The sequence below is a fragment of the Paenibacillus tengchongensis genome (assembly GCF_008973665.1).
Classification (GTDB): domain Bacteria; phylum Bacillota; class Bacilli; order Paenibacillales; family Paenibacillaceae; genus Paenibacillus_AQ; species Paenibacillus_AQ tengchongensis.
Genome location: NZ_WACP01000001.1, coordinates 516,219 through 532,337 on the forward strand (window position 1 = coordinate 516,219; position 16,119 = coordinate 532,337).

A 16,119-nucleotide genomic window follows, 5' to 3' on the forward strand; every position below is an offset into this window, starting at 1 on the left:
ACAGCACGGCCATCACCTGTTGCTAATCGTTATTCCAGACTGCCCTTCTTAAGCCGTTCTTTTTTCCGCAATTCTTTCAAGAGCAGGATCAGGAACTGGGCGTCGTCGACGAGATATCTCTTCCACAACCGGCCGGGCTCCTGGCTGAGCCGCCAGAACCACTCCAGACCGGTCCGCTGCATGAAGTCAGGAGCCCGCTTCACCGAACCGGAGAGAAAATCAAACGTCGCACCCACACCGATGGAGATCGGCGCCTGGTAAGAGTTGTAATGCCGGTAGATCCACTTTTCCTGCTTCGGCGCTCCTACACCCACGAACACGATGTCGGGCCTGCTTTCATTCAGCATCTCGATGATCCGCTTGTTCTCTTCTTCGTTGTGTTCGAAGCCGTAGGAGGGAGAATAGCAGCCGACAATGTTCATATCCGGGTAGGAGGCCTTGAGGTTCTTGGTTGCCTTCTCGGGCACACCTTCCGCTGAACCGAGAAAGAACAGCCGGTAGTTGCGCTCTTCGAAGGCGTCGCCGAGGCGGCTGAAGAGATCGGCGCCGGACACTTTCTGCTTCAGCGGTTTGCCGAGCATCTTCGAGGCCCAGATCAGCGGCATGCCGTCCGCCACTACCGCACCGGCCTGGGAATAGACCGTCTGGAACTCTTTGTCCTTGCGCAGCTTGATCACATGATCGACATTGCAGGTCAGGATATAGGATTGCGTCCTTTCCTTGATCGTTTTGTCGATGTAGTCAAGCAGATCCATGAAATCATAGTTATTAAAGTTGACATCGAACATGTTCACTTGGTTCATCGTATCACTTCTTTTTGAGGAGAATCGGCCCGCTGTGAAGATCGATACAAACAGTTCAGGTACCAGCAGAACGGAATAATGGATTGGACCGTCGACAGCGTGTTATCAGAAAACGAATAGATCAGGAACGCTGCTATAAACAGCAAATAATAGGGTTTGGCCGGCGGCGCCAACACTTTATAGACCAGAACAAACACGGCAATCAGGGATATAAACAGCAGCACGGCGCCGATATATCCACCGTCGAAGTAGAACCGGATGTATTCGTTGTGCGGAACTACAAAGCCCTTGTACAGGCTTCCGTCATTCGCAACGGTTACCGCTCCTAAGCCTCTGCCCGCCAGCGGCGAGCCTTCCGCTTTATTCAGGAAATACTCCCAGGCCTCCGAACGGCCCGACAGGTCTACTGCCGTGTCCGTAGTCCGCTCGAAGGAGCGTTTCATAAGATTATCCATTTGCAGGTACACAGCCGCTCCCAGCAGGATGGCCGATCCCAGCAGGGGGATCAGATACAGCGACTTTCCCTTCAGGTACTGGCGGGAAATATCGTAGAAATAGTACAGCACCATCAGAACCAGCGCCAGCATAGGGCCGCGCGTTCCTGTCGCGATCAGAATCAGGAAATTGACTGCCAGCATGGTGTAGAAAAAGCGGATATGCTGCGGGCTGCGCTTGATTTCGATAAACGAAATGGCTACGCCCATAAAGGCCAGCATCGCCAGATGTGCCGGAATGTTGGCGCCCTGCAGCCGCACCGCACCCGTAAACTCTACAGCCAGGAAGCTGTGCAGATGAGCCGCCTGCATCACCACTCCGGCCAGCACGCTGACGAGCGGCAACAGGGCAATAATGCGGATCTGCTTCTCGGCCACTTCCTTCTTCCAGTTGACCAGGAGAAAGAAGAACGGCAGCGACAGGCCGATGAAGGCTTTGACGGCAATCGATGCGCTCATCTCCGGCAGCCAGATCGAGAGGGTGAAGGTGATAAACACCAGCGCGACCATCGCCCACAAGGGCGGGCTAAGCTTGAACTTCAGGCCGTTGACCAGTATGCACGGCACCAGCAGCATCAGAATGACCAGCTTGTAGAGCGAAAGAATCTCGACACCGAACATGCTGCCGCTGTACAAGAAGTTGATGGATATGGCCGTGGTCAGCAGAACGAAGTAACTGATCAGCTCCGGCCGCGAGATGGAGACGACTAGCAGCAGGATCAGAAGCGCCACCGCCACCGCAATGACCGGCTGAAAAATGACCGCTGCCCCTAGAAACAATGCGGAGAGCAGGTAGAGCATTCCGTATGGCACAACACTTAATTTGGAGCCCCACTGAAAATTGGTCATTGTCTTCCCTCACCCCGCTGCAGATTCCCTCTTCCGGTTCCAGACCATATGAAGCGTTCCGCGGATGCTTTCCAGCCGGCACCGGTTCAATAGCTTCCTGCCCTGGCTGCGGGAGAGCACCGAATCGGCCGCAATGTAGACTGCTTTGGCCGCCGTCTTTCCGAGCAGAACCAGATGGCCCTTCACACCTTCGCTTTTCATGGCATTCGAGATGCCCTGGCTGTAATACCGTTTCATAATCCAGTCTTCCGTCAGCCGGCTCGCCGGCACGAAATGATCCACCGCCATCTGCGGATGGTATAGGATCTGATGCCCCTGCCGCCGGATTTGCTCGAACAGCCACGTCTCTTCACCGGAGAGCAGCGAATTGCCCTTTCTCCCGAGCTCCAGCGGAAACAGGCTGATATCGAATACGAGCTTGCGCATGGCCATATTGGCCCCGCAGGGATGGAGTCCCTTCGGGTATTCCTTGATGCGGCTGCCGAGATCGACAATCGTATAAGGAAGTTCAAACGGCTTGATCAGCCAATCCGGCCGTTTGCTTTCAAAGATAGGGGCGATCTTGCCGCCCATGGCCATCACTTCCGGCCGCTGGGCAAAACTCTCGATGATCGTCGGAATCCATTCCTGGCACGGAATGGCATCGTCGTCGAGAAAGGCGATAATCGGCGATCTGGAAGCGAGGATTCCCGAGTTCCGGGCCGCCGATAATCCTTGCACCGGCTCCAGCATATAGCGGATATCCATCTCCGCACCGTGAGCGGCAATAAAGCTCTTGATGACTGCCGCCGTTTCATCCGTGGAGAGATTATCCACCACGATGATCTCCGCCTGGTCCAAAGCCTCCAGCGGCAAAAGCGATTGAAGTGTCTTAAGCAGTAAAGCCGATCTGTTATAAGTGCAGATAATTATGGAAATCTTAGGAGCGTCTCCGTATTCAAGCATCGGCATTCACCTAATTCCCATATTTTTAATAAGCATTCTTGGAGCCGAGCAGCATGAGCGCAGTCTTGACGATGATCTTCAGATCCAGCATCGTGCTGCGGATTTGAATGTAGGTCAGATCAAGCTGTACCATTTCGTCGAAGCCAACGCTGTTCCGCGCAGTCACCTGCCAGTATCCGGTGCAGCCCGGAGTCACCATCAGGCGCTGCTTGTCATATTCCGTGTACTGCGCCACCTCTTCAACGAGCGGAGGACGGGGGCCGACCAGACTCATATGGCCCATCAGCACGTTCCAGAGCTGAGGCAGTTCATCAATGCTCGTCTTGCGCAGGAATTTCCCGATCCGGGTAATGCGCGGATCATCCTTGATCTTGAACATCGCGCCGCTCACTTCGTTGTAGGCGAGCAGATTCGCCTTCAGCTCTTCGGCATTGGATACCATCGATCTGAATTTATACATCGGGAACAGCTTCTCATCTTTACCCACCCGCATTTGACGGAAGAACACCTTGCCTTTCGGATCCTCCAGCTTGATCAGGACGGCGACAAGAGCGAAGAGCGGCAGCAGCACGAGAAGGCCAAGCGCGGAGAAAAAGATATCGATGATCCGCTTGATCAGCAAGTAAGATTCCATTTCTTTACCTTCTTTGGCATGCAGCATGTACAGCTTCGGCAGGACGGCCTCATAGTCTTCCGGCAGTTTTTGCATGCTCATTTCTTCTCATTCCTCCTAAATCAAGTTTTTTCAGTTTCAACTGCTAAGTGTGGTTTGTCCCGCTTTGCTGAGCCATTCCGCCATGGCATCCATCACCGGATAGCGCAAGTCATCGCTTTGCAGGGCAAACTCCAGAGTTGTCAGGATATAACCGAGGCGTTCACCGACATCGTACCTTGTTCCATCGAAGTTGTAGGCGTAGACGCGTTCACTTTGATTCAGCTTTTGAATCGCATCGGTCAGCTGGATTTCACCGCCGGCGCCTTTTTCCTGCAGGTCGAGGTACTTGAAAATCTTCGGAGTGAACACGTACCGGCCCATGATGGCCAGGTTCGACGGCGCTGTACCCAGCGGCGGCTTCTCCACGAAATTCTGCACCCGGTACAGGCGTCCATCCTGCAGGTCGGGTTCAATAATGCCGTAACGGTTGGTGAATTCATCCGGAATCTCCTGCACACCGATGACCGAATTCTGCGTTTCCTCGTACTGGTCGATCAGCTGCTTCAGGCAAGGCACCTTGCCAGTGACGATATCATCGCCGAGCATGACGCCGAACGGCTCGTCTCCGATAAAGCGTCTGGCGCACCATACGGCGTGGCCGAGGCCCTTTGGTTCTTTCTGCCGGATATAGTGAATTTCTACCTTCGAGGAACGCTGCACCTCTTTCAGAAGTTCCAGCTTACCGTCCTCCAGCAGCCGGGATTCCAGCTCGAACGCATTGTCGAAGTGGTCCTCAATGGCCCGTTTGCCTTTACCGGTAACGATGATAATGTCCTCGATGCCGGAAGCGATCGCTTCTTCCACGATGTATTGAATGGTCGGCTTGTTGATGATTGGAAGCATTTCCTTCGGCATCGCCTTTGTCGCAGGCAGGAAGCGCGTTCCCAGACCTGCTGCCGGAATGATAACCTTCTTGACCTTTTTCATCGCTACTACCTCCTGAAAGTGAAGTTTCTCTCCATCCCATCTTTTCTCTGTACAAAACAGCTGGCATAGACAATCTTTATTTCGCTTGGTTCATGGCAATTCCGAGAATGTTGGAGCCGCTTTGCTCCATCACAGTCTTCAGCTTGCGGAGCGACTCACGCTTCGATTTGCCGTGTCTGGCAACAAGGATGACGCCGTCGGTGAGCGAAGCGAGAATGCGGGCGTCGCTGTAATCGACGGCCGGGGGCGTATCCAGCAGCACCAGATCGAAGCTTCCCTTCAACTCTGTCAGCAGCGCGGACATGCGGTCATTGCCGAGCAGGTCCGGCGGACTGATCTTTGTCATTCCGGCGGGGATAACGGCGAGGTTCGCCAGATTGCCGTATACGGCGATATCCTTGGCTTCCGCCTGCCCGCTGAGGTAGGCGGCCAGTCCGTGGCTGCCTTCCACCTCGAATACGGTGTGCAGTCCGGGACGGCGCAGGTCGCAGTCCACAACGGCTACCTTTTTACCATCCTGTACGAAAGAGACTGCCAGGTTGGACAGCACCGTGGTTTTTCCTGCGCCTTCCTCTGCGGAGGTGAAGAGCAGCACCTTGCCGCCTTCTCCTCCCAGGAGGCCAAGCTGGCGGATATACGTGCGGAGTGAACGGAACGATTCCGAGATATGCGAAGCCGGATTCAGATCTGTAATCAAGCTTTTATTCAGCCGTAGCATAAGCGCCCTCCCCTACTCTGGCATTGGCATTTGCCGCTTTGCCCAAATCGCGTTTGCGGATGACCGGAACGCTGGCGATCACCGGCAGCCCCAGATCGTGCAGCGCTTCTTTCTCGCTCCGCAGTGTGCCGCTTAAGGTTTCCATCAGCAGGATGATGCCTACGGCAGCCATCAATGAAACGACAAAGCTGATAATCAGGTTCATCGCTACTCCGCCGTTCACGGAAGCCGGCACATCGGCGGGATCAGCCGGAGTCAGCAGCGTGACGTTATCGAGCATCATCAGGGACGGCAGGGTGCGGATGAATTCCTGCGAAACCGCGTTTACGATATTGGCGGCATTGGCGTAGTTCGTATCCTGCACGCTCAGATTAATGACCTGGCTCTTCTCGCTTGTCTTAATCTGCAGTCTTCCGGCCAGCTGCTCTTCCGTCAGATTGAATTCCGGATGCTCCGCTACTACATTCTTCAGAATGGTGGGAGATTTCATGATTTCCTTGTAGCTCTCGATGAGGTTAAGGCTGAAGTTCAGGTTGTTGAGATTGTTGCTCTCGGGGACACTTGCGATGTTGTTGACAAGCAGTTGTCCGGAGGCGGAGTAGACGGGAACAACGAAGTTCTTGCTGACGTAGAAGGTGGTCAAGCAGGAGACTAACACAAATGCCACAATTAACCATAACTTCTTCTTGATGAGGTTAATGTAATCCAAAATCGTCTTTTCCACAGTAAACCTCCTTCCGTAATCTTTGGGTTCTGAAAGCAATCATGAAAATTTCAGGTTTCTTGCTTTTATTCTATCAACCAGCAGGCTTTGCCACATGGCTCCTATAATTACTTTCAGCTTCACTTTGGAGTAATTGGGTTTGGCTCATTGGAGGGGGCTCCATGGTATACTTTAGTACCATACCGGAGCTGTAGAGGAGAACACAAAAAGAACACGGACAATTGTCCGTGTTCCCGCGTTGCTCATATGTGATTTGCCGAAGTCTTTACTCGTATGACATCTCAAACTTGCTTAGTCCTACCGCATTGGCGTACAATGCCGCCTGCGTGCGGTCGGCCACCTGCAGCTTCGCCAAGATCTGGCTGACATGCTTCTTAACCGTAAATTCACTGATGAACAGGCGTGAGGCGATTTCCCTGTTGCAGGCACCCTGGCCCAGCTCGATCAGCACTTCCTTCTCTTTAGGTGTCAGTTCGTCGGTAGGACTGCTGCCGCCGATCCGCATCTTATCTTCCATCAAGCCGGGATCGTAGTATTTCCGCCCCTTATGCACAAGCTGGATCGCGAACAACAGCTCTTCGGGAAGGGCTTCTTTCAGCACATAGCCGTCCACCAGCACTTCTTCCGCCTTCAGGAAATCCTCCCGGCTCGCCGAAGAGGTAAGCAGAATGAATCTGCTGGAGAACCCGCGTGCACGCGCTGCTTTAATGACATCAAGTCCCGATTCATCGGCAAGCTTCAGATCAATCAGCACAAGATCAGGCTGCGTCTCTTCGATGACCAGAAGCGCTTCTTGGCCATTCGTCGCTTCCCCCGCAAAATTCAGATCGGGCTGCATGGAAATAACCGCTGCGAGTCCTCTTCTCACCAAAGGGTGATCATCAACAATGACGATATTCACTTGAACGACCTCCTGCCTAAAGTTTATGCGTTTTTTAATTCAGCCACACCGACCGGTATCGTAATTAAAATTCTTGTGCCTGCATTCTCACTGCTCGACAACTGAAAATCTCCGCCCAACGATTGTGCCAGATACTGCATATTCTTCATGCCTAGTCCGCCGGAATGATCCTCGGATTCGGCCCAAAGCCGCTCGGTGTTAAAGCCGACGCCGTCATCGATAATCGACAGTCTGATCCATTTCGGTTTCAGTGACAATTCCACGTCTACCCGGCTTGCCGCACCATGACGGATGGCATTGCCCGTCGCTTCGGATATAATCCGGAACAACGCCTTGTGGTACGGGTACGGCAGACTGAAATCATCGCCCGTTATTTTGAGTTCAATTTCCACATCGTTCAGTCTGGACAGACTTTTCAGATGCGATCTCACCATGCCCAGCCAGGTCGGACCGCCGCTTTTCTTGGAGCTGAGGCTGTAGATGGTAATCCGCAGCTCCTTGGCGACCTTCGTCGCCGAATCGTGGATCAGCTCGATTTGTTCCTCCAGCTGGGTGTCGCTCATCTTGCGCCAGGTCTGCTTCAAGGAATGTGTGGCATAGACAATGCCGAAGAGGCTTTGCGATACGCTGTCGTGCATCTCGTCGGCAATCCGGTTCTGCTCATTGGTAATGATCAGCCGGTTCTCAATCACGCCCAGCTCATGACGCTCCAAAATGATGGCACTGAGCTCGGACAGGAACATCAGCTGCTGAATGTACCATCTGCGTCCTTCAAGGCCTTCCGAGGCTTCCAGCTTCACACCGATCATGCCGACAAAACGGGTGCTCATCCGCACCGGCATCAGTAGAAAATCGCCGATTCCCGGCAGGCTCTTGAACAGCGGCTCACGCTGCAGACGCCATTCCTGCTCATGCTTATCCAGTTCCGAGAAGAGGAAGCGTTCCTCTTCGTGCAGCCAGCCGGTCTGCCGGCTCTGTGGCGCAGGCTCTCCGCTCTTCTTGGCGAACCAGAACAAAGCCTTATCAAGCTTCGTAAGCTTCACCACATAATCTGTAATCACCTGGCCAATGTTCATGAAGTCATGCTGGCTGGAATTCTCCACGATATGATACAGCGATTTGATATGTTCCATCGTGTCGTTGGTCCGTGCGTTTGCTTCATCCCGCTGCCGCTTCGCCCGATTAACCATTTGCATAACTATAACCGCAAGCAGCATAGCTAGAAACAGGTTGGCGTAATCTCCTGCAGCTTCTACAAAGGTTATGCCGGAATGATGAGGAAAAATGTTATTAAACAAGAAATAAATCCCAATAGAACCGAGCAACAGGCCAACGTTGAAATACAGCGGCAGCGCGCCTGCTGCAATCAGCAGCGGGCTCAGCATATAAAAGCCGAACGGACTTTCATGACCGCCTGTAAACCATGCCAGCGCAAAAATACCCGCCATCTCAAGACTTACAACCAACATCAGGACCCTTGGTTTATTCCGGAGCCTTCGGTAATAGAAGGTGCATATATAAGCGCATATAAATAACACAATAATCAGCAGTGATTTGGAAATTACAGAAGCTACGGTAGGGCCCACGAGGTACATGAGACATGTGAGGGACAAAGATAAGTATCGGTACAAGGCGATCCATTTGTCATCTGCGGTTGACTTGATTTTCATCCCACCACCCTATTCTCCAGGTTTTGGAAAATGCGAGTTCTTCTAAAGCTTTGTTAAAAGCATCATACATGAGAAAAATCACAATAACAAGTTTCCCTTTTTGCTGACAACGTTTTCATTGCAAATTAATAACAATATATCATTATTTCTTTTCAAATTTTCAGACATTTTCGCCCATTTTTCAGTGAGGATTAGGCGATATTCCTGCAGGAAAGTTCACAAAATTATCATCTGCACACACAAATAGCCTGTCTTCAACAAGACAGGCTGCATGGCTGGTCTAGACCGCCATTAAAAACTCCCTTTAATCCGCCGGTTGCCGGTCCGGAACCGCTGCCGGCAGCTTGCGGGCATTACAGATACAGATTTGGTAACGCTGTTCGCCAACGATATGATACCCGGTGGACAGGATGCGGACGGCATGGTTCTTGTGAATATCCACCTGATGGAGACTGCGGCAAGTAATGCAGTAATACTCTCTCATGGTTTCATCTCCGGCTTGACATAGTCGAAAATCCCCAGAAAACTGTTAATATTATCTAGATCATAGCATTTCAATTTTATGAGTGTCAACAAAAACTCTTATAATCCGACAAATATCTGCCGAGCGAACCCCTACGTGAATCACAGACTGCTGCGGGAAATTTGGGGAGAAACGCCCATATACTTCTTATACAGCCGTGAAAAATAAAACGGGTCGCCATAGTGCAGCATGCCGGCAATCTCCTGGACCTGCAGGGAGGTATTCAGCAGCAGATGCTTCGCCTCGGCCATTTTGAGCCGGTGTATGTACTCATGCAGCGGATAGCCCGTGCTGCTCCGCACCTGCCGGCGCAGGGTGGACAGCGAGATATGGTGCTTGGCCGCAATCTGTGCCGGCTCCATTCTCCCGTACACGCAGGCCTGCAAGTCGGCCCGGAGCTGCCGCATGATACCGGATTGCGGACGTTCCTGCGTCCCGGTCTGGCGTGCGACCCCCAGCAGCATCCGTTCCAGCGTCAGGCAGGCCAAGTCTGCCTCTTCGGCATCGCCGCTATCCATCAGCGACAGCACTTCCTCAAAGAACGTCTGCAATTTGTGCACAGCCACGTTCTGGAACACCGTCCCCCCTGCCAGAAGGCCCGCTTCCCGCCATTCCTCCACCCTCTTACCATTAAAGCTGATGTAATACTCATCCCAGAATCCGCCGGGTGACGGTCCAAAGTTGTAGCTGTACCCCGGCCGGAAGAAGAAGAGACTGCCGGCCCGCACCTGCTGCTGCCGGCCGCCGCTCTCCAGGAAGCTGCCGGCGCCTGCGGTAATCAGCACCAACGCCCAGTGCTCGAAGTCCGCCTCGCTGCGGAACAATATTCTTCCGGGCAGATGCCCGGCCTGATGGATCGTGACCGATTTCAGCCGCAGCCTGGAGGCTTCCACCTTGGGATCGATGATCCGGATGGGATAGGGACTGATCATATAATCCATGAGCTGGGGCACAGGTTCTATTCCCTCCTAGGTGCAGGAATGATATCTTGATAGCGAAGATGCCTATATTTTACATGAAGAAGAGGTGTTCCGCTATGTCTGATCCGATTAACTTGCCGCTGCTGCCCCGCCCCCGCGATCTGCAGCTGCTGAAGGGCCATTACCGTATCCCGGCAGGAGCCGCCATTTCGCTTGCCGGAGAAGAGAGCCGCTCCGCGCTGCCCGCCGTCCGCAGGCTTCAGCAGATTCTGGAGCAGAGCCTGCAGCTCCGGCTGCCGCTGTCGCTTGGCGAACACGGGGATAGCCGTGCTGCTTTCCGCTTCAGCTGTAACCGCCTACTGGCCATGCAGGCCTATGAAATCTCCGTCTCCGCTGAAGGTGTCGCGGTTACCTATAGTTCTCCGGAAGGGGCCTATTATGCCGTAGCCACCTTGAAGCAGTTATTGGAGCACTGCGGCAGAAGTCTGCCCGGCCTGCGCATTGTTGATGAACCTGATTTCGCCGCCCGCGGGCTGATGATCGACATCAGCCGCAACAAAATTCCGCAGCTGGCCACATTGTACCGGATTGTGGATCTCATGGCAGATCTTAAGCTGAACCAATTGCAGCTCTATATAGAAGGAACTCCGTTTGCCTACGAGTCTTTTCCCGCCGTCTGGGAGCTGGAAACCCCGATCACCGGTGAGGAAATCCTGCTGCTGGACGACTATTGCCGCGAACGCTATATTGACCTCGTCCCCAATCAGAACAGCTTCGGGCATATGGAGGGCTGGCTTACCCGTCCGGAATTTAACCATCTGGCCGAGATGCCCGGAGGCTTCATGCTGCCCGAAGGCATGTACGACAGCGACTTCCATCCGCAGGGCCTGGCCATGCAGCCGGGCACGTTCCACACGGAGGACCCTGAAGTGCTCAAGCTGCTGGAAAGAATGTATGATGATCTCCTGCCCTATTTCACCTCCGGCTTATTCAATGTGGGCTGCGATGAGACCTACGAACTGGGGATGGGTAAAAGCAAGGCGTCGGCCGATTCGACAGGCAAAGGCTCCCTCTATCTGTCCTTCCTGAAGAAGATTCAGGAGCTTGTGGAGCAGCGCGGCAAGACGATGCAATTCTGGGGGGACATCATTATTCAATATCCGGAGCTGATTCCGCAGCTGCCGAAGAACATGATCGCCATGGAATGGGGCTACGGCGATGACCATCCCTTCGCCGAAGACACGGACAAATACCGGGAAGCCGGTATCCCGTTCTACATATGCCCGGGAACCAGCTCCTGGAATTCGCTGACCGGCCGCAGCGACAATATGCTCGGCAACCTGCGCAGCGCCGCCGTCCACGGCAAACGGAACGGGGCAGCCGGCTATCTTATCACCGATTGGGGCGATCACGGTCACTGGCAGCAGCTGCCGGTCAGCTATCCCGGATTCGTCTACGGCGCCGCACTGGCCTGGCAGGTGGAGAACAATCTGGACACGGACCCCGTGGCCTACCTGAACACCTTCGTCTATCGTGACCGTTCGGGAAAGATCGGACAGCTGCTGCTGGATCTGGGCAATTACTACCGGCTGGAATCCGGCGCTTACCGCGCGAACGATACGGAATTGTCGATGCTGCTGCGCAGCCGTCTGGACAATTTCCGGCTGTCCGGCAAGCTGGCCGGGGCGCATCTGGACGCCTTGGATAGTTATATGGCGGGACTTGAAGCGGAGCTTGCCCTGCTGGAGCTGCACTCCGATGATGCGGAGCTGGTAATGGAGGAGCTGCGCAGTGGCATGCATTTCGTCAAGCATGCGGTCTCGCTGGCCCGGCTCAAACGGCTCCTGGAGCATGATGCCGGAGCACTTGATTCCGGTATGATCGAGCGGCAAATTCATGATCTGGATCTGCTGCTGCATCATTACCGGGCGTGCTGGAGCCGGCGCAACCGTCCCGGCGGTCTTGAGCGGAGCACGGCGCAGCTGCTCCGGCTGCGCGGGGAATATACGGCGCTTGGGCAGAAGCTGAAGGAAAACGGCACCGTTTAGCGAATGAAATAACTGAGAAAGCCTCCCTTTTTTCCGAATGCGTTAAGATAGTAATATTACCGGGAAATGGGGGGGCGCCTTATTAAGGAGGACGTATGAGCATACAATATAACACCAATAAAGATATTCCCTGTGAGCAGCTTCATGCATTATTTAAGGCGGTGGGCTGGTCGGACGGGACGGAAACTTCACATTTCCCGGATTCCGAATGGCTGGTTGGGACCACAACAAAGATTTCACGGTATTATGAAAAGCTTGGATTTAGCCCGGTTGATGAAGTTTATTTACGCATACCTTCAAAATGGTTTTAATCAAATGCCCTTCATTCCAGCCTTTTCCGCCGCACCTCTTCATACTGGTTCTCCAGCATTTCACGTTCCCGGAGCTCCTGCTGCTCCTTTCCCGCGCCTGCTTCCAGGCTTTCCTCATCCTCATATATCGTCCATATCTCTGTAAACAGGTAGTCCTTTAGTTCGACCAGCATGCCATCCGCCCTCCCCCCGTTCCAGAACAAGCCGCGGGTTGTCCGCAGCACCGTCCGCCCATCGGGCGTAGAGGCTTTCTGGCCGATCCGGATCGCATGCAGCATCTGTCCGGTGGTGTACCAGTCCATGCCGTTCCCTCCTAAATTTCATTGTAATTCTGCCAAAAGCGAGGCTATAATCAGTGTATGGAATCATCCATATTTTTACTATTATTGACAGGGGATATCTTTATGGATTGGCTGAATGAATACGAAGCGGACCTGCGAGAGGCATTCGCCGCCAGCCGCGGCATCATCTCCTCCTTCCCTCCGCCGCTTCACGCGCACGGGCTTGCTTATCTAGACCGGTTCAACCCCTTCAGCGCCGGCAGCCACAAGAATTACATCTGTTATCTGCTTCCGTTCTGGCTCCGCACGGCGTACCCCTTAGAGCTCCGCATGACGCGCGGCATGTCAACGGGGAACATTCTGCTGATGCTCTATTTCTTTCTGCAGGATGATCTGATGGACACCCCGGACTCCTCCTCGGCAGACAAGCTGCCGCTCGCCAATCTGCTGTTCACCGAATGCATGAATCTTTACCGTCCGCTTTTTCCCGCGGATTCCCCGTTCTGGACCTATTTCAACCGGTATATCTACGAGTGGGCGGACAGTGTAACCGGTGAACGGCACAGAGACTATTTCCTGGAGGACCGCATCCGCGTCGCCCATAAAGCCAGCCCTCTCAAGCTGTGCAGTACAGCCATTCTGCTGCTTACAGACCATGCTGCGGACATACCGGAGATGGAGGAGCTGCTCCATGAAGTGCTGGTTACATTGCAAATGCTGGACGATTACGAGGACTGGGAGGAAGACTTTGCGGATGGCAGCTATAATTGCCTGCTCTCCTTTGTACGCAGCAGGGCAGGAGCCGGGGGAACGGAGCTATCCCCGGAGCAGGTGAGGGAATTTCTCTTGACGCGGAGCGGACTGGCCGGATATGCCGATATTGCAGCGGTTAATGATCGGCGGATCACGGCCAGCCGGCTGCGGATTCCGCATCTGGCCGATTTCCACCGGACGCTGTCCGGCAACCTGCAGAGCATCGCCCGGACGCTCGAAGAGGACAAGCGGCTGCTGCAGGACGGAGGCCTCGGCTATTGGCTGGCCAAACATCTGAAAGAGTCATAGAATTATATAAAAGACTATGCTATACTTTTAAGGAAATTATAACCAATTGAAAGGGTGATTGATGTGTCAGAAGCCATTCTTAAGAATCAGGTTATTCAGAAGGCATGGGAAGACCCGGGGTTCAAACAGAAGCTGCTCACCGATCCGAAGGCTGCCCTCTTTGAAGCGCTGGGTATACACCTCCCCGACCACATTACACTTAAAGCCGTGGAGGAAGGCTCCAATGAATTCTACCTCGTGATCCCGCAGAGTCCCTCTTCCGGAGTTATGCAAGCCAACATCAAGCCTTACGGTTCCTGGTAAGAAGCAATAGAATTACAGGGAGTCGGAAGCATCCGGAGCATCTGCCAGCGGCAGAATCGTCACGGACTCGGTTCCGGCTCCTTTTTTGCTGATAAACCTGATTTCGCCGCGCATGGCCTCAATGATACGGAATGTAACCATAAGCCCCAGCCCTGTCCCCTTAGTCTTGTTGGAGAAATACGGCTCGCCGAGCCGGCTGAGTACCCCTTGATCCATCCCTTCCCCGTTATCCTTGATATGGATATGCACTTTATCGCCTTTGACATAGCCCGACATCTGAATGGTGCCGTCATCGCCGAGCGACTCAATGCTGTTCTTGATAATGTTGATAAACGCCTGCTTGAACTTGGAGGAGTTGCCCCTCACCCATAGCTGGTCGCCGACATCCAGTACCATTTTGCCGCCGTTCAGATGACAGAGCGGACGCAGTATGCTTTCAATATGCTTGAATTCATCCTGCACGTTCAGCAGGGACACCTGCTCGAATTCCGGCTTGGCAAAGGTCAGGAAGTCGGTAATAATACCGGCGGCGCGGTCCAGCTCGCTGAGTGCCATCGTCAGGTAGCTCTTCTCGTCACCGCTTGACTTCTCGCTGAGCAGCTGTAGGAAGCCCCGCGTCACCTGCAGCGGATTGCGCACCTCATGCGCCACGCTGGCGGCAAGTTCGCTGATGATTTCCATTTTCTCGGACCGCTGCAGTTCATTGTTGAACAGCTCCAGCTCACGCGAATATTTCACCACCTGCTGGTGGTTCAGGGCCAGCCTGCGTCCCAGGATAATAATCAGTGACAAAATAAACACAACGAGCGACCATTTCCAATAAAAGAGGTCGTAATCGCCGTTACGGAAATAGTACCAGCTCAGTTCAAGCACACTGGTCAGCGCGGCAAATCCGAAGCCCACGGCGAAGATCATCGCATCCTTATTCCGCTTCAGCGAGAACAGGACGACGCAGCCGATCAGCAAAATAAACTGCACAATCAGAATGACGCCGATGACCGTGGTGGAAATAAAATAGTAAAGCTCAACAAACCGGTTGCCGGAAATCAAATTTACAACAAGACAGAACAGACAAAACACCGAATAGACCACCTGGAATTTGCGGAATTTACGGATGATGCCGTATTTCCCGCCGCCGAAAATCCGCTCGAACAGATAAGTGAGCGCCGGGAGCAGCGACAACAGGGCGATATCAAAAAAGATAATGCTGGCCGGCCCCAAATAACTGTAAAAGGTATAGATAAACGGCGAATAGGTAACCGAAAGAACACCGGTAGACGCAATCACTACGGCGAGCGTAGCGGCAATCGGAAAATGCTCCTTATTCAAATAGAAGGCACACACAAACAGCACCACGGCCACGAATAGAAATGCACCACCCAGTATGACATCAATCAGCCCGTTCTTGATATACTCTTTAACCAGCACGCTGTGTTCCCCGACAACGAGCTTATCTTTGACGCCGATCCGGTCCTGCAGTGTTTCCGTCCATATATACAGGGCTTGCCCGCTATCGCCGGCGCTCAGCGGAACGAGCAGCGAATATTGGTCCTTGATGAAACCGCGCTCCGCCTCAAACACAAGCCGGTTCTCTACATACACGCGGACATGCAGCGCATACAGCTTCTCAATGTACACCGCCGGCGAGGTATACTTAAACTCCGGCAGCTGCACCCGTGTCCAGGCCGACGATACCCCCTCCGGAAGCTCCATTCCCCCGGCGCCGCCTGCGGCGATCCAGCCCGGTTCATCTGCAGCAGGCACATCCTTAAGGACAGCCCCGGATGCATCTCCCCATTTCATCCGCCAATCCTTAATTTCAATGGAGGCATAACCGCCCTCCGCCGAGACCGCGAGCGGGCCGGCGAGCGAAACGCCCAGACAGAACAGCAGAGTGATATATAAAATTCTCGCCATCAAGCGCA

At 53.6% G+C, this 16,119-nt stretch carries 17 protein-coding genes; 4 read left to right on the forward strand and 13 right to left on the reverse strand.

Annotated features, from left to right (window positions below):
* Positions 1-29 precede the first annotated feature (29 nt).
* From F1381_RS02095 to F1381_RS02145, 11 genes are all read right to left on the reverse strand, one after another.
* Positions 30-803: a WecB/TagA/CpsF family glycosyltransferase gene (locus tag F1381_RS02095; protein ID WP_151733163.1), complete on the reverse strand. Its 774-nt coding sequence runs from the start codon at positions 801-803 to the stop codon at positions 30-32.
* Positions 800-2,146, reverse strand: coding sequence for an O-antigen ligase family protein (locus tag F1381_RS02100; protein WP_151733164.1), 1,347 nt, complete (start codon positions 2,144-2,146; stop codon positions 800-802). Before F1381_RS02100 ends, F1381_RS02095 begins: the two co-directional genes overlap by 4 nt.
* Before the next feature lie 9 nt (positions 2,147-2,155).
* Positions 2,156-3,097: a glycosyltransferase gene (locus tag F1381_RS02105; protein WP_246187870.1), complete on the reverse strand. Its 942-nt coding sequence runs from the start codon at positions 3,095-3,097 to the stop codon at positions 2,156-2,158.
* Between the two features lie 19 nt (positions 3,098-3,116).
* Complete coding sequence (locus F1381_RS02110) at positions 3,117-3,806, reverse strand: sugar transferase (RefSeq protein ID WP_151733165.1); 690 nt, start codon at positions 3,804-3,806, stop codon at positions 3,117-3,119.
* A 36-nt stretch (positions 3,807-3,842) separates the two neighbouring features.
* The gene (gene galU, locus F1381_RS02115; protein ID WP_151733166.1) at positions 3,843-4,733 is read right to left on the reverse strand and encodes a UTP--glucose-1-phosphate uridylyltransferase GalU; all 891 of its coding nucleotides are present in this window, start codon (positions 4,731-4,733) and stop codon (positions 3,843-3,845) included.
* A gap of 76 nt (positions 4,734-4,809) precedes the next feature.
* Positions 4,810-5,451, reverse strand: coding sequence for a CpsD/CapB family tyrosine-protein kinase (locus F1381_RS02120; RefSeq protein ID WP_151733167.1), 642 nt, complete (start codon positions 5,449-5,451; stop codon positions 4,810-4,812).
* Positions 5,435-6,175, reverse strand: a complete 741-nt coding sequence (locus tag F1381_RS02125) for a YveK family protein (protein WP_151733168.1) — start codon at positions 6,173-6,175, stop codon at positions 5,435-5,437. Before F1381_RS02125 ends, F1381_RS02120 begins: the two co-directional genes overlap by 17 nt.
* 265 nt (positions 6,176-6,440) lie before the next feature.
* Positions 6,441-7,076: a response regulator gene (locus F1381_RS02130; protein WP_151733169.1), complete on the reverse strand. Its 636-nt coding sequence runs from the start codon at positions 7,074-7,076 to the stop codon at positions 6,441-6,443.
* 23 nt (positions 7,077-7,099) lie between these two features.
* Positions 7,100-8,545, reverse strand: a complete 1,446-nt coding sequence (locus F1381_RS02135) for a sensor histidine kinase (RefSeq protein WP_246187871.1) — start codon at positions 8,543-8,545, stop codon at positions 7,100-7,102.
* A gap of 505 nt (positions 8,546-9,050) precedes the next feature.
* On the reverse strand, positions 9,051-9,230 hold the full coding sequence (locus F1381_RS02140) for a hypothetical protein (RefSeq protein WP_151733171.1): 180 nt from the start codon (positions 9,228-9,230) through the stop codon (positions 9,051-9,053).
* Between the two features lie 140 nt (positions 9,231-9,370).
* The gene (locus tag F1381_RS02145) at positions 9,371-10,222 is read right to left on the reverse strand and encodes a helix-turn-helix transcriptional regulator (protein WP_151733172.1); all 852 of its coding nucleotides are present in this window, start codon (positions 10,220-10,222) and stop codon (positions 9,371-9,373) included.
* A gap of 83 nt (positions 10,223-10,305) precedes the next feature.
* Between F1381_RS02145 and F1381_RS02150 the strand changes: the two genes are divergently transcribed.
* Both F1381_RS02150 and F1381_RS02155 read left to right on the forward strand, forming a co-directional pair.
* Positions 10,306-12,237, forward strand: a complete 1,932-nt coding sequence (locus F1381_RS02150; protein ID WP_187355146.1) for a beta-N-acetylhexosaminidase — start codon at positions 10,306-10,308, stop codon at positions 12,235-12,237.
* Positions 12,238-12,332: 95 nt separating this feature from the next.
* Positions 12,333-12,548: a hypothetical protein gene (locus F1381_RS02155; RefSeq protein ID WP_151733174.1), complete on the forward strand. Its 216-nt coding sequence runs from the start codon at positions 12,333-12,335 to the stop codon at positions 12,546-12,548.
* A gap of 11 nt (positions 12,549-12,559) precedes the next feature.
* Here the strand turns inward: F1381_RS02155 and F1381_RS02160 are convergent, their stop codons facing one another.
* Complete coding sequence (locus tag F1381_RS02160) at positions 12,560-12,850, reverse strand: hypothetical protein (RefSeq protein ID WP_151733175.1); 291 nt, start codon at positions 12,848-12,850, stop codon at positions 12,560-12,562.
* Between the two features lie 102 nt (positions 12,851-12,952).
* On the opposite strand from F1381_RS02160, the gene F1381_RS02165 reads away from it, so the two are divergent.
* Complete coding sequence (locus F1381_RS02165; protein WP_151733176.1) at positions 12,953-13,891, forward strand: hypothetical protein; 939 nt, start codon at positions 12,953-12,955, stop codon at positions 13,889-13,891.
* Positions 13,892-13,954: 63 nt separating this feature from the next.
* A complete protein-coding gene (locus tag F1381_RS02170; RefSeq protein ID WP_151733177.1) occupies positions 13,955-14,194 on the forward strand; it encodes an NHLP leader peptide family RiPP precursor in 240 nt (79 codons plus the stop codon).
* Positions 14,195-14,206: 12 nt separating this feature from the next.
* On the opposite strand, the gene F1381_RS02175 is transcribed toward F1381_RS02170, so the two are convergent.
* Positions 14,207-16,111, reverse strand: coding sequence for a sensor histidine kinase (locus F1381_RS02175; protein ID WP_246187872.1), 1,905 nt, complete (start codon positions 16,109-16,111; stop codon positions 14,207-14,209).
* Between the last annotated feature and the right edge of the window lie 8 nt (positions 16,112-16,119).